11 protein-coding genes are annotated in these 13,543 nt (G+C 57.0%); 6 read left to right on the top strand and 5 right to left on the bottom strand.

The annotated features are described in order from the left end of the window. Nucleotides 1–27: 27 nt before the first annotated feature. Together smc and ACGVKB_RS07625 are read right to left on the bottom strand one after the other, a co-directional pair. Nucleotides 28–3,651 (bottom strand): chromosome segregation protein SMC, encoded by a 3,624-nt coding sequence (smc, locus tag ACGVKB_RS07630; protein WP_392350755.1) that lies wholly within the window; start codon nucleotides 3,649–3,651, stop codon nucleotides 28–30. Nucleotides 3,652–3,701: 50 nt separating this feature from the next. Then, the gene (locus tag ACGVKB_RS07625) at nucleotides 3,702–4,061 is read right to left on the bottom strand and encodes a hypothetical protein (RefSeq protein WP_392350810.1); all 360 of its coding nucleotides are present in this window, start codon (nucleotides 4,059–4,061) and stop codon (nucleotides 3,702–3,704) included. 61 nt (nucleotides 4,062–4,122) lie between these two features. Here ACGVKB_RS07625 and ACGVKB_RS07620 point away from each other — a divergent pair, with 61 nt between their 5' ends. Genes ACGVKB_RS07620 through ACGVKB_RS07610 form a run of 3 tightly spaced genes read left to right on the top strand, consistent with a single transcriptional unit; the run spans nucleotide 4,123 to nucleotide 5,668 of the window. Continuing rightward, nucleotides 4,123–4,545 (top strand): YqjD family protein, encoded by a 423-nt coding sequence (locus tag ACGVKB_RS07620; protein WP_392350753.1) that lies wholly within the window; start codon nucleotides 4,123–4,125, stop codon nucleotides 4,543–4,545. Beyond that, nucleotides 4,545–4,931 carry a phage holin family protein gene (locus ACGVKB_RS07615; RefSeq protein WP_392350751.1) on the top strand — a complete coding sequence of 129 codons (387 nt, stop codon included), beginning with the start codon at nucleotides 4,545–4,547 and terminating at the stop codon, nucleotides 4,929–4,931. The genes ACGVKB_RS07620 and ACGVKB_RS07615 overlap by 1 nt, the downstream gene beginning before the upstream one ends. Then, nucleotides 4,928–5,668, top strand: a complete 741-nt coding sequence (locus ACGVKB_RS07610; RefSeq protein WP_392350749.1) for a hypothetical protein — start codon at nucleotides 4,928–4,930, stop codon at nucleotides 5,666–5,668. Before ACGVKB_RS07615 ends, ACGVKB_RS07610 begins: the two co-directional genes overlap by 4 nt. Here ACGVKB_RS07610 and ACGVKB_RS07605 read toward each other — a convergent pair. After that, on the bottom strand, nucleotides 5,653–6,795 hold the full coding sequence (locus tag ACGVKB_RS07605) for a class I SAM-dependent RNA methyltransferase (protein ID WP_392350747.1): 1,143 nt from the start codon (nucleotides 6,793–6,795) through the stop codon (nucleotides 5,653–5,655). The two genes, ACGVKB_RS07610 and ACGVKB_RS07605, sit on opposite strands and share 16 nt — an antisense overlap. Nucleotides 6,796–8,033: 1,238 nt before the next feature. On the opposite strand from ACGVKB_RS07605, the gene ACGVKB_RS07600 reads away from it, so the two are divergent. Together ACGVKB_RS07600 and ACGVKB_RS07595 are read left to right on the top strand one after the other, a co-directional pair. Continuing rightward, nucleotides 8,034–8,213 carry a hypothetical protein gene (locus ACGVKB_RS07600; RefSeq protein ID WP_392350745.1) on the top strand — a complete coding sequence of 60 codons (180 nt, stop codon included), beginning with the start codon at nucleotides 8,034–8,036 and terminating at the stop codon, nucleotides 8,211–8,213. Nucleotides 8,214–8,419: 206 nt separating this feature from the next. Continuing rightward, entirely contained in the window at nucleotides 8,420–9,547 is a 1,128-nt protein-coding gene (locus ACGVKB_RS07595; RefSeq protein ID WP_392350743.1) for an acyltransferase family protein, read from the top strand. Between the two features lie 130 nt (nucleotides 9,548–9,677). Here the strand turns inward: ACGVKB_RS07595 and ACGVKB_RS07590 are convergent, their stop codons facing one another. Both ACGVKB_RS07590 and ACGVKB_RS07585 read right to left on the bottom strand, forming a co-directional pair. Further along, nucleotides 9,678–10,049: a hypothetical protein gene (locus ACGVKB_RS07590; protein ID WP_392350741.1), complete on the bottom strand. Its 372-nt coding sequence runs from the start codon at nucleotides 10,047–10,049 to the stop codon at nucleotides 9,678–9,680. After that, nucleotides 10,046–10,654 (bottom strand): hypothetical protein, encoded by a 609-nt coding sequence (locus ACGVKB_RS07585; protein WP_392350739.1) that lies wholly within the window; start codon nucleotides 10,652–10,654, stop codon nucleotides 10,046–10,048. The genes ACGVKB_RS07590 and ACGVKB_RS07585 overlap by 4 nt, the downstream gene beginning before the upstream one ends. A gap of 2,674 nt (nucleotides 10,655–13,328) precedes the next feature. On the opposite strand from ACGVKB_RS07585, the gene ACGVKB_RS07580 reads away from it, so the two are divergent. Next, nucleotides 13,329–13,543: hypothetical protein (locus ACGVKB_RS07580; protein ID WP_392350737.1), on the top strand; the 215-nt coding region annotated here is incomplete at its 3' end.

The following is a 13,543-nucleotide window of genomic DNA, read 5'->3' as shown; positions in this document are numbered from 1 at the left end:
GTGGCGTAGTGGATCTGCTGTGCCAGGTCAGGCGGCATCCGGGAGTCCGACCACCTGGGTGTGGGCGCCGCGGGCCTGGGTGACACCGATCGTGCGTTGCGATGCCCCGATCATCGGGCGACGGTGGCTGACCACAAGGAACTGGGCCTGTTCGGCCTGACGGGCGATCAACGCTGCCAGCCGTTCGACATTGACTCCATCGAGGAAGCTATCCACCTCATCGAGGGCATAAAAGGGCGAGGGACGGAAGCGTTGCAGGGCAAACAGGAAGCTCAAGGCCGTCAACGACTTTTCACCACCGGACATCGCCGCCAGCCGCCGCACGGCTTTGCCCTTCGGGTGCGCCACCAGGGTCAGGCCACCCTCCAGGGGGTCATCGGGATTTTCCAGCTGCAGATGACCGTCGCCCTCGGAGAGGCTGGCGAAGATCTCGCGGAAATGACCGTCAACCGCTGAGAAGGCCTCCATGAAGGCCTCCTGGCGCAGGGTGGCCACGGTCTCGATCCTCAACAGCAGTTCCTCGCGTTCCTGGCTGAGGACGTCGAGGCGTTCGTTCAATTCGCCCAGCCGTTGTTCGAGCGCTTCGAGTTCCTCCAGCGCGAGCATGTTCACCGGCTCCAGGGCTTCCATCCGGCGTTGGATCGCCTGCAACTCGATCTGCAGCGCCTCCAGGCCCGCCTCCCGGATCGCATCGGAAATCTCCGGGCGGGGATCGGGAAGGGCTTGCTCCATTTCCTTCAGCCGCACGGCGCCATTGCGCTGCTCCTCGATCAGGGCCAGCCGTTCCTCCTTGAGTCGTTCGAGGTTGAACTGCGCCTGCTGCAGGGCCTGGCGCTGGCGCCCCACCTCGGCTTCGGCGGCATCGCGGGCACGGCGTTGTTCGCCAAAGCTTTCCTGCAGCTCCTGCTGCTGCTTGGTCAACCGTTCCCGCTGCTCCTTCAGCTCCTGTTGCTGCTGTCGCCAGGCGCCATGGGCCGTGGCCAGGGCCTGCACGGCCTCCTGCAGCCGGGCTTCGTCGTTGCTGAGGGTCTGCTGCTGATCGCCGAGCCGCTCGAGGGCCAGGCGGCGTTCGCGCTGGGCATTGAGCAGTTCATCGCGTGAGCGGCGGCTGGCTTCCAGGCGCTGGTCCGCGGCTTCCAGGGCCTGCTGCAGTTGCGTCCAGGCCGTGGATTCATCGCCGTTGCTGCTGGAGCGTTCTGCCGCATCCAGTTGCTGTTGCTCCTCCCGCAGCGGGGCCAGGGCCGCGGCGATGGCCTCGAGGCGTTGCTGATGTTCCTGCTGGGCCTGGCCCAGCTGCTCGAGCCGCTCGCTGCGTTCGCGGTTGCGTTCGATCAGGGGGCCATGGTTGCGGTGGGCGGCATTGCGCTCGGCCACCAGGCCGGCCTGGCGTTGCTCGAGCTGCCGCAAAGCGGGCTTTTGCTGTTCGAGCGCTTCGATCAGTCGGTTCTCCTCCCGGCGGGAGGCTGCCAGGCTTTCACCCAGTTCCAGCAGGCGTCGCCGCAGCGGTTCGGCTTCGTCGCTGTCGTTGCTGCGCCCGAAGCTCAGCCCACCGCTGCGCTGGGAAAAGCTGCCACCGGTCATCGCACCGCTCTTCTCGAGCAGCTCCCCATCAAGGGTGACCGCCCGGGAGCGTCCGAGTTGCTGGCGGGCGCTGCCGAGATCCCGGAAGACCAGCGTGTCTCCAAAGACGTAGGCGAAGACCACGTCGTAAACGGGCTCGAAGCGGATGAGCTCCACTGCCCGACCCACCAGTCCGCCGCTGTCGCCGGGGCCACCCGGACGGGCTCCACGGGCCATGGCGGCACCGCCGCTGCCCCCGTTGTAGCCGCCGCCCGGTGCCCGGATCTTGTTCAGCGGCAGGAAGGTGAGTCGGCCGGCCCGGCGGCTTTTCAGCAGTTCAATGGCCCGGGCGGCAATGCGGTCGTCATCGACAACGACCTGGCCCAGCCGTGCTCCGGCTGCCACCTCCAGGGCAAGGCGGTGCTGGTCGTCCACTTCGCCAAGTTGGGCCACCGGCCCATGGATCCCATCCAGCCCCGCCTCCAGCAGCAGGCGCAGGGCACCGGTGCCACGGCTTTCCTGCAGGGCATCACGTCGGCTTTCCAGCCGGGCGATCTCCCGCTCCAGACGGGTTTGTTCCTGCTCGAGGCGGGTGCGGGTGCGCTGTTGGATCGCCAGGGATTCGGCGGCCTGTTGCACCGCCTGCTTGCCGTTGGTCAGCCCCTGCAGCAGCGTCTGCCATTCCTCGTCCAGCTGCTGCAGTTTCTGCTGGACGTCGGTTTCCTCCTGGCCATCGCGGGCCAGTTCACCCCTGAGTTCTTCGAGACGTTCGCCGTCCTGGCGCAGTCGTTCCTGGCGTTGCTGCTGCTCCTGCTGCAGGGGGTCGATGCTGCTCTGCAGGTGCTGGCGCCGCTCGCTGCGCCGCTTCTGTTCGTCCATCCAGGCGCCGGAGCGGCCGGCCACATCCGCCAGCCGTCGGCGGGACATCTCCACGGCGGCTTCGGCATCCCGGCAATCGGATTCCGCTGCCTCCAGGCCGGCCCCATGGGGGTCGTGTTCGAGATCACGGCCCTGTTGTTGCAGCTCCTGGCGGCGACCGGCCAGGGCGTTGCGGGTGTCCTGGAGTTTCTGGGCTTCGTCCTGGTGCTGGATCGACTGCCGCTCCAGTTCACGGCCCTGGGTGTCCAGTCCGGCCAGTTCGGCTTGCACGGCAAGCAGCTGGTCTTCCCCCAGGGCCTTCACCTGCTCCTGGAGCTCCTGCAGGCCTTTGTTGGCGGTGGCCAGGGTCTGCTCGGCGCTTGCCACGGCAGTGGCGTCGCGTTGCTGCTTGGCGTCAAGCTCCTGCTGCCGCGTCGCCAGGCTCGCAAGGGCGACCTGGGCAGCGTCGAACGCCAGCACCATTTCCTGTTGCCGGCCCAGTTGCAGGCGACCTCGCAGCTCCTGGTACTGACGGGCCTTGGCGCAGTCCTTCTCCAGTCTTTGGCGGCTGGCCAGCAATTCCTGCTCGATGATCCGGCAACGTTCCTGCCGCTCCTGGACGTCATCCAGCTTGCGGCGGCTCTGTTCGATTCGGGTGTCGAATAACGCCACACCGGCGAGTTCATCGATCAGTCCGCGTCGGTCGCGGTTGCTCATCGACACGATGCGGGTCACATCGCCCTGCATCACCACGTTGCTGCCTTCCGGATCAATGCGGAGGCGGCGCAACTGGGTCTGCAGTTGCTGAAGGTTGCAGGGGATGCCGTCGGCGCTGTAGCTGGAGCTGTAGGACCCGCCGGGCATCACCCGCAGCCGTCGGGTCACCGTCCATTCGGTTTGCCCCGTTTTGATCCACGGCCCCTCGTCCGGTGCTTCCAGTCCGTCTTCAGCGGCATCGGGTTGCCAGTCGCTGAGATCGAAGCGAACGCTGACGGTGGTTTCGGCCGCTTTGCCGGCCTTGAGAATCCCGCTGTTGACCAGGTCCGGCAGGCGATCAGCGCGCATGCCACGGCTGGTGGCCAGACCCAGACAGAAGAGAACCCCATCAAGGATGTTGCTCTTGCCGGAGCCGTTGGGCCCGGTGACCACGGTGAACCCCTCTTCAAGAGGGATCGTCATCGCTCCACCGAACGACTTGAACTGCGCCAGCCCGACCTGATTGATGTGGACCAACAGGAACTGGGGCTGTCAGCAAGTCGAAACTAGCGAAGCTCGCGGAAAGCTCAAGGGCTCGTTAACGCGCAGAGCCCTGCGGCGATGCGGAGCTGTCCGGCCAGGGGGCCATCGCTCAGCTCCACGGCGACATCGGCATCCTGCTGCTCCGGTAGGTCTCCGCGGTACAGCCCAGCGCCGATGCGCTCGGCCCAGCCTCGGTTCCCGGACACTGCGGCACTGCGGGGTTCGAGCCACACCAAGCGATGGGCGGGTAGGGGAATGGCGTCTTGCGCCGGTCCGTTCAGGCGGGGCAGTTCCGGCAGCCGCCAGGTGCGGCAGGCCGGGCCATCTTCCAGCAATAAATCGATATGGCATCCGCTTGGATCGTCCGGTGCATCGGTGTGGCGCAGAAGGGAATAGCGGGGCATCACGTTTCCCGGATCGTGCACTCTTCCTAACCTCAGGGAGCTTTACCGCCAACGGCGTTCCATGGATGCGTCATCGCCGCAGCCCAATGGCAGCTTCGAGCATCACTTCCGTGATCGCTTCGAAAGCCTGCTGCCCACGATTCAGAAGCGTTGGCCCGAGCTGGCTCAGCACACCCTGGAGGCCACCCGGGGCAGTGTCGATGAACTGGTCCGCCTGATTGAACAGAACACCGGTCTCACGCCCCAGGGGGTTCGGGAGCAGCTGGAGGAGTTGATGCATACCGCTGGTGATCGTGGTCGTCACCTCGGCGAAAGCCTCGATCCACTTGAAGAACAGCTGGAGCAGTTGCTGGATGAGTTGAACAGCACCCTGCGGCCGCGCATCGAGAAACCCGTGCGTCAGCGGCCGTTGCTGGCGGTGGGTGTGGCACTGGGGGTGGGTGTGCTGCTCGGGGCGATGCTCAACGGTGGGCGTCGCTCCTGATGGCTGATCAGCAACAACCCCGCGGCCTCAGGGCCGCGGCTCGGATGACGGCCCTCGCCGCCTCGGTGATGGATCTGCACGTGCGGATTGCGCTGCAGGAGGTGGATCGTGAAAAACGCCGGCTCATCAGCGGTGGTCTGTTCCTGGCCATCGGTGGCACGGCGATGTTCCTGGCCCTGCTGGCGGCGGAGGGGGCTGCCCTGCTGTGGCTGCAGCAGACCTGGAGCTTGCTCTGGGTCCATGCCCTGCTGGTGTTGGCGGTGGTCAACCTGGTGTTTGCCGGACTCTCCCTGCGCGTTGGAGGTCAGGTGCTGAAGGGACCCTTCCTGCCGCAGACGATGCAGGGGCTGGTCAAAACGCTGCGCGCCGTCCTGGGGCGGATTTGAGTGCGTCGGATCTGAACACGTTGTTCATCGTGGCCGGATCCTCTGGGTCCGGTAAATCAACAATCCTGCGGGCGGCTTATCAGCAGGGCCTGCCTCTGTTTGGTGCTGAGGAGCAGCCGCTGTTTGAGAGCACCAACAAGGATCCGTCGTTCGAGGAGTACGACGACTACAGCCTTGCGCTCCATCGACAATCGTTGTTTCAGGCCAGTCACCTCAAGCGACTCAACCGCGAATCGAATCTTCCGGCCAATGTCTTGATGCATCTGGATTTGTATCAAATCCTGCGTGGGATTGACCCCTCCTACTGGCCCCGTCCTCTGAAGAAGCGAGCACTGGAGATGGCTGGTCCAGACGGCAAGTTGGGCAAACGCTCGCTGGAGGCTCTCCAGGATGTGCGGGACAACGATCTGATGCTGAAGGCTTACCTGAAGCGTGCCTTCTTCAGACGTTTTCGGCGCATTTTGATCAACACGGTGGTCTGTGATTTTTCAGAGAATTCTGTGCAATTGGCCCGCCGCAAACAGCGAGCAAAGCAAGTTCGATTGAAGTACTTCAGTGCTCCTGAACCACTGGCCAGGGCGATTCATGCGGAGATTTATGCCACCTGGGCCCGCAACTTGACCCAGCTGCGCCCGGCTGGCCTGTTCACCACCATGGTGTCTTCATCCGGGGATCTCACCGTCAATGGGGCGGTGGTGGCTCAGGGATGGTCCAACCGGTTTCAGCGGAGGGCGTAGTGGAGCCAGCGGCAGTCGATGCCGCCATTGCTCACCGGAATTCTCCGGGAGGCCTTCAGCCGCAGGGCGCCGGTCAGCTTGGGATTCCCGCTGAGCAACCACAGCTGCCAGCCGGAGGCTTCCCGCCGGGCAAAGGCGCCCAACGCGCTGTAGAAGCTGTCGAGATCGTCCATCGCGCCAAGCCGTTCTCCGTAGGGGGGATTGCAGACCAGCACGCCAGGGCCCTCCGGGAGTGACTGGTCTTCAAAGCGTCCCTCACGGATCTCAATCACGCCCTGCAGTCCGGCCGCGGCAACGTTGTCTCTGGCCTGGTCTGCGATGGCGGGATCCTGTTCGATTCCGATCACCGCTGGCAGGCTGAGATCGCCGCGGCGGCGGTTGCGGGCTCGGCTGCACTCCTCGTGCCATAGATCCGGGTTGAAATCGGCCCAGCCCTCGAGGGCAAAACTGCGGTCCAGGCCGGGGGCCTGTTGCAGGGCGGCGAGGACGGCTTCGATCAACAGGATTCCGGAGCCGCAGCAGGGATCCACCAACGGGCCGCTCGCGTCCCAACCGGTCAGCTGAATCAGCCCAGCCGCCAGGTTCTCCTTCAGGGGGGCTGCACCCATGGCGGCCCGATAGCCGCGTCGGTGCAAGCTGCTGCCGCTGCCATCGAGGCTGAGGGTTGCACCGTCCCGGCTGAGATGGATGTGCAGGGAGAGGTCGGGGTTCTCCAGATCGATCGAGGAGCGGTCACCCCAGAGCTCGCGCTGTTGATCGACCAGGGCATTTTTGACCTGGAGCGCTGAGTAATGGCTGTGGTTCAGGCCCGGTGCGGTGCCGGTCACGTCCACGCGGAAGCTCATCGAGGGATGCAGCCAGCGCTCCCAATCCATGGCTCCGCGGATGCCGTCGTAGAGATCGTCGCGTCCGCCGCAGCGGAAGTGCGCCATTTCGCGCAGGAGGCGAAACGGCAGGCGAGCCTGCAGGTGCAGCCGGTACAGGCAGGCCATGTCGGCTTGGAAGGCGGCGGCACGGCGCAGCGCACTGACGCCATGGGCCCCCAGCGCCCTGAGTTCCTCGCAGCCAGCGTCTTCCAGGCCTTGCGGAAGGACAGCGACAGCGGAGAGTCGGTTCTCACGCCTCACGGGCGGTTGTGCTCCAGGCGACCATTGCTGTCAGAATGACAGCGTCCGGTTTTTTCCGGACTAGGTGATCCACACCAGTGTTTCGGACAGCGGTTCGATTCCGCTCAGCTCCATTCCTCCCTTTCCTAGGGGGCTGCAATGGTTTCGACGGGGCATGAGGAGGGTGACTGAAGCCTGCTCGGAGAGCAAACACGTAACTGCGAACAACATCGTTCGTTTCTCCCGTCAAGCAGCCCCTGTTGCTGCCTGACCCATTAAGGGAGATGGGGTGAGGTCAGCCTTATCACCCAATTGACCCATGGGGGCTGGAAGGCCCCCTCAAACATTCCAGGGCAAGGGATCTCAAGGGATCCCTTATTTAGTGTTGAGGGGTCTGTGGGCATCCCCATGGGCATCCAGCCGGGTGGTGGCCAACTCCACGTCCATATGATCCAGCCATCGCCCCCAGAAGTCGCTTGCTGTTCCAGGTCAGGTGGGCCAGCAGCAGGCGCAAGGTGGTGGCTGATGACGCGGTGTTCAACGCAACGGGCAGTGATCGGGGATCAATGGCTGGGGACTTCAAAGCTGCTGGGTGTCCGCTGGTTCTGGCCGGGAAGATGAACCAACGGGAGGCCAATGGATTGGCTTTGGTGCGAACGATGCTGAAGGCAGCGGGGCGTGACCCTGAAACGCCGATGGTGTGTTCAGCTCCCTTGATTCGGTGTGGCCGTTGTTGTCTTGCTCCTTGTTTGGCATCCGAACACGATGGCGAGTCAGCGTGCCTTTGAGGGCCTGCGATGGGGGATCTCAGTAACACCGTTTTTGGTGCGAAAGATGGACAAATCCCTATTTCGATCAACCTGCCACGTAGCGGGAAAAACCATGCCATCGCTGACAACTGAGACATCCCCACCGCCAGGCTTCACATAGATGACTCGCTTGTTGTCAGAGGCGTATGTCACTTCAATTTCGCTGGTGCTTTCACGTACGAAACACGCCTCTGAAACGCCATTAAAAGTGCATGTTCCATGAAATCCAATGATGGGACGTGCGGCAGACACGGAAACCAAGCAAGAGCTAGCAACAGCAGCGATCAGTACAAGCCGTAAGGGGTTCATTGATAACTCCTGAGCAGTTCTACCAATACTGCAGTTTCGTCACGAAACAATTTGGCGGTGAGCAAGCGGGCCGGTCCTTGTGGGGCATGTCGCAGATTCTGGTGACGATCGGGGAACACTTAAGGCAGTCACCTCTGACCCATGCTTCAAGACACCCGCATTGCTCTGTTCCTGATGGGTGAACTGGTTGCTCCCCTACGCGCCAATGACCCTGATGCCTTCAAAGGTTTGCTTTCCGAAAGGATGCAAGAGCTTGGGGCAACAGAGGTGGAGGAGTTACTGCTGGACTGGCCGTACTCGTTCCTAACGGTGGAAAAATAGGACAGACTGAGGTGTTGGCACCTGGGGGTGCGCCTCTAGTCCTTTTGAGAGATTCAGATAAAAAGATGCAGTTGCATTTGAGAAGTATCCATAAACACCATTTAATCCTTGAAGCTCACTGAATTCTCAGGCAGGTGTCACCCATATGGGGGAGCACAGCTTTGCCATTTCTGCTGAAACTAGGTTTGTGAGTTTTTCAATTATCGATGCCTCTAAAGCGTTCGCTTTATTTGGATCAGATCAAGGCGGTCATCGTCGCTTTAGTTATTGCGCTTCATGTTCCAATGGCATTTGGAGATATTAGTTGGATTGGAGTACGTATACCGGTTGAGGAATCTGTTGGCCCATTCTTCAAAGGATTTTTCCTCTGGTACAACTATGCAATTAACTCATTCATCATGCCGATGATGTTTTTGATCTCCGGATATTTTGTTCCAAGATCAGTGCATAAGAAGGGAGCTTGGCAATACCTGCAAGGGCGCTTAAAGCGACTTGGCATCCCTTTCGTATGTGGGGTCTTTTTGATAAACAACAGCTCAATTTTGCTTGGCAGGCAATCCCCGGGCAGCCCTTTGGCAGCAATTCCCTTAAGCCACCCACCATTTAATTCCGTAATAGTTTTGTGGCTCTTAGTTGTTCTTTTTGCATTTGATTTGCTTTACTGCGCTTGGGTTTGGCTTCGAGGAGATCGATATGAAGTCGATACTTCTATTCCCACGCCAAGGATGCGTTCGTGGCTGATCAGTGCCGTGGTTCTAGGGTTTCTTGAAGTGGTAATGACAATGCAATCTGAACTTTGGAGTACGTTATTTCGCTCACGCTTAAATGGTCTGGGCGCACAAGGCATGCATATCTTTACGTATGCATTTTTGTTCTTTCTGGGATGCAAAGCATCATTTCATAACTGGTTTGAGCGGCTCAATTCTCATTTGTTCATGCAGTGGCTCCGATTCTCCTTGTTCCTTCTTCTGAGCCTATTCGGACTTACTATGGCGTTCTCGTTCAATGCCGACTTGTTAGGCAATCCAGCAAGACTTATCTTTCTTGGTAAATTCCTTCATTCCTTTGTCGCGTGGGGAATTCTTTCTTATCTGTTCTTGTGGTTTCGAAGAAATGAAGATCGCTTTGGGAAATGGATGGCAACCGCTGGAATTAACAGCTATGGGGCGTATGTTATCCATTCGTTGGTTCTAGTGGTTGTTTTGATGGCAGTTGGCTTTATCGGCATTAACCCATGGCTGATTGCAATGATCTCAGCATTATTTTCAATATTAATTTCGTTTAGACTGGCTGGTCAGCTCAGAAGGATTCCAGCTGTGGCGAAAATACTTTGACCATGTAAATTTTCTAGCTCTCCACTCCACCAGAAATGGCGGGTGTTTTTATTACTCACTCAGCTGGATTGATTCACACTTAGCCCCGCTCGCAAGGCGGGGTTTTTGTTGCTTGAGTGTTCCCCGCTGTTCAGTCTGAAGGGATCTCGTCAACGCCAATAGTCCAAAACACTGGCTGAGGCTGACGTTTCACCTTCCCCTCTCGCTCATCACTCACAGCCTTAAGCCCAGCTGCATTTGGCCATAAGTGCGGTTCACCTTCAATCACCTCCAACACTTCATGGCGCCTCACCCAGCGGCTAACAGCGCCCTCCTGTGGACCAAAAAACTTGCTGTGACGAACAAACCGCCGAATGCGCACATTCACCATGTGCGGTTCAACTTGACCCACCACTCCATCAATCTCTAATCCAGCCCCATCGTCATCACATAACGCCAAGCCAAATTCAGCTTGCGTCACGCTCTGCGCCAACCGCACTACATCACCCTTCTGCAACTTCATCTCGTAGTGCCCAGGCATTTGATCTTGTTTCCGTTGTCCAGATGCGTCAGCGTGAATCCGCCTTTAGTTCTGTAGTCGTAGTAATTCCACTTACCACCAAGCGTGTCAGTGATATTCCATCTATCGGCGTTGCTGCCAACCCATCGATAAGTCATCTTCGGGCCATCATCCCAAGTCAATGTAAATGTCTTGGCGTTGTCAATGCTCTCCACTTTAATCCACTTTCCATCATTGAATTGGCAGGGAATCTTGGTGGCCTTTGTTTGCATTCTTGGCTTGACCTCTTCCGGGAATAGAGTTAGGCAGTCTGGATAAGTATCTAACGACTGCTGAAACATAAGGGTGACTTGCTCCTGATTGCTTTTGTGGTTCTCGTAAACAGTCTTCAACATCATTCTTGCTGTCTTTTTGTCGACTTTGTTGAAATGGTTGTATATGCAGGTTGCCTTTATGTATCCAAGGTCTTGGAACATATTTGCCTGGTTCACATCGGCGAAGGCTGATGGGGTTGCAATCAACAGTCCAGCAACAGCAGCAATCCTTCTCATCACGGTCTGACCATTGCTCCCATGCTCCGCTGACTGATTTGAAAGCGCATTCCCCATCCGAGTGATTTATGGAGTGGGCTTTCTCCCCCATCTGGGTTGGCAATAAAAAACTCCGCCATTGCGAGTAGCGCAGCTTTCTTGTTGAAGCGAAGACCATCCTTGTCATCACTATGGCAATGGCATCAGTGGCTAGCCGCAGCTCTACTCCTTCTTCGGTGACGGTTACAAGGACAGAAGCAGAATGCGATGACCTTGAGAAGTAATCCTAATTCTATCGAGATTTCTCTCAATGTGGAACCTCGATCATTCCATCTAGTGAGATATAATCATTGGCAAAATGCGCTTGAAAATAGAAAGGTGCAGCGCTTGACGTTGAGTCTATTTAGTGTTCTCACGATGTTGCGGGAGATCAGATGTCTAGTGAATCCAAAAATGCAGCAGCTATGGGCATTCGCTCAATGGATCAGAGTGTCAGAGATATAGAGAGAGCCGCAAGGGAGATAGGCATGATTTGCCCTGGGCTTTCCTGATCATTGAACATGTTTCACTCTCCTGGGTCAATCTGACCTTTTGCAGCTCACATCTCCAAGGAGCCCAAAGCTGTGCCTAGCCGATGCCATGTTTCATACACCTGAGTTGAGTTTGCTGAATATTGCGTCGCAGGTGGATGCCCCGGAAAAGCCAGGACAAGACTCAGGATCTCTCCAGAGTCATCACATCGGAAGATGCCTCTTAGCGCTTGTCCAGCAAAGGGACCACCATCCGGAGTCATCTCAATAGAACCAGTGGAATCATGGACAACCACATCGCCAGTCGCATGTTTCACAAAGCTGCCTACATATGCTGAGGGACAGACGTCATGGTTATGAAGTTTGAATCGTCCGTTCTTGATCTCCCACACGTATTGGCCCCAAACTCCAGGAGCAAGCCAGTGAGCTTTGAGTTGGCAAGCAATCACCTTGTATTGGCCATCAAGACTGCTCGACATGTTGTGTTCACATCTGGTGTTCAAAACCACTGTTAGCCAAGCCAACAACAAAATCTGTTGATCCTCCGAAAGGCTTCAGACATCTCATCAGCTTTCATTTGAAATGCAGTCGAGCAAGGAAATTAATACCCCCTGCCTGGTCTGTGACCTATAGGGGGCGAATCAGGGCGACCACGACGGTGGCTGCGGTGTGGGGCATCAATGACACCGCCGAGCCCAACTAACACCCCGCCATTGCTGACGGGGTGGTGTGTGCGAATTTTCCTAAGATCTTAACGGCTGCAATTGGCTCCTGTGCAACAACAATGTCGTCAGCCGCTAAACGTCCATAATCTTCAAAGCCACCTCTGACCTCAAAAGTTACTTTTGTGATGTCGACAAATATCTCGCCTAACTCTTCAGTGTTGAATTCAAGAGAGTCTACCCGATCACTCGAAAGTATGAATTTCAGCCAAAATCAGTATTCTTTTCTTTCTTCTGGAGCAAGGTCGCAAGCCTTGACTGCGACGCAGTCCTCTCTGAGCAAACTGCAAAGTGTGGATGAGTTTGTGCAGGAACCGACCTGACAAAAGAAGGTCCAAAATCCCCTTAGATACATACGATCACTATTTTTGCTCCCAGCTCCGCCTTGACTGACCGTTGCGTCTTCTGCTTGTGCCGACTCTAAATGCCAAGTATGTGTGAAGCACAATCGTCGTTAGTACGCCGCCGTATAACCAAAAGAATTCTATGTTCTTGCACATTTCGTAGGAACCCTTACATCCCAAATCTATCCATACCATTCCGGTAAGGAGCATGAATATGCTGAACAGCTGAGAAGCGACAAGAACAGAGAGCTTGAGGAAGGTCATGAATTTCATGGTTCGAAGGTAAGTCATTTCTTGCTGGGTCCGTAAGCCATAAGTGCTGGTAGCGCAGTTACAGGTGTCAGACCAAGCATTAAAGCTTTTAGAAGCAATGCTGGATATCCTTCCAAGCTGTTTGCACCAACCGAGCCTACAGGAATCGACCCTATCAATAAGATCCAGGCAAAAGCATAAAGACATATCCCCAAGAAACAAGCCAGGCTATTCTTACCAAACCACGGCTTCTTTCGACCAAAAAACCGCACTACGAGTACGGAAAGACCGAGACCTGTCCAAAACGCAAGGAGAAGAGGGGGAAGAAGGAATAGTGCAAGCATTTTCTGGACCAGCGGGCGTAGGGCGAAAAGCCATTATTAAGTAACAATTAATGCTCCCCAGTCTTCGATCCTTTGTAGCCCAGTCCTGAGCAATCAGTCATCTGTTCCCGTAACTTCATGCTCTCTCGGATTAGCTTCACTGCTTCACGTCTGCTAATTGTTGCTTCTGCCTTCTAATGCTGTGCATTGTTTGATTAGTTTCATTCATAGTTGATTAGGCGGATGCAGGACTATGGAGAGTCTCAATCGGTAGCCACTGCAAACGTGATGGCGGCTTTCGAGAAGCTCAAGAAAGACAAGCAGTAGCCAGAACCGCCGCAAGCTTTGGGCACCGACATGGCAAAAGGAAGTGGGCATACGGGGCGACCTGCGTCCTGACCCTACGGTAATAGGCTTCACAAATTTATTTTAAAATTTAAGGCTAGGAACCTCTAGAAGGCGCCTCTAAACAAGTGAATGGTAGATAGCCTCCATCAACTCAGAAGCCCATTACAGAGGCTCTCAGGCTCTCTAAGAGCACTATTTAGCACTCTTCTGAGGGGTCAGGTTGTAAATACAGGGTGACACAACTACAATACAAAAAAGATAATCAATTATCAGTGCCTGGAATAGCTAAGGCTTGCTTTGTATCTCTTGGTCTACTGCAGATTGGTTCAGCAGTTCAGGCACAGTCGCATTGCCAAGCTCTTAAAGCTGCAGCAGGCAGGATTCGCGCTGACTGGGACATGGCAGCAGCTGAAAGGAATTCATTAGTATCAGAAGCTCCAAGCAGTGA

Origin of the sequence: Parasynechococcus sp. (assembly GCF_042954325.1) — a bacterium.
GTDB lineage: Bacteria > Cyanobacteriota > Cyanobacteriia > PCC-6307 > Cyanobiaceae > Parasynechococcus.
The sequence above is the reverse complement of the archived record's forward strand: the minus strand, read 5'-3'. Positions and strand labels throughout refer to the sequence as shown.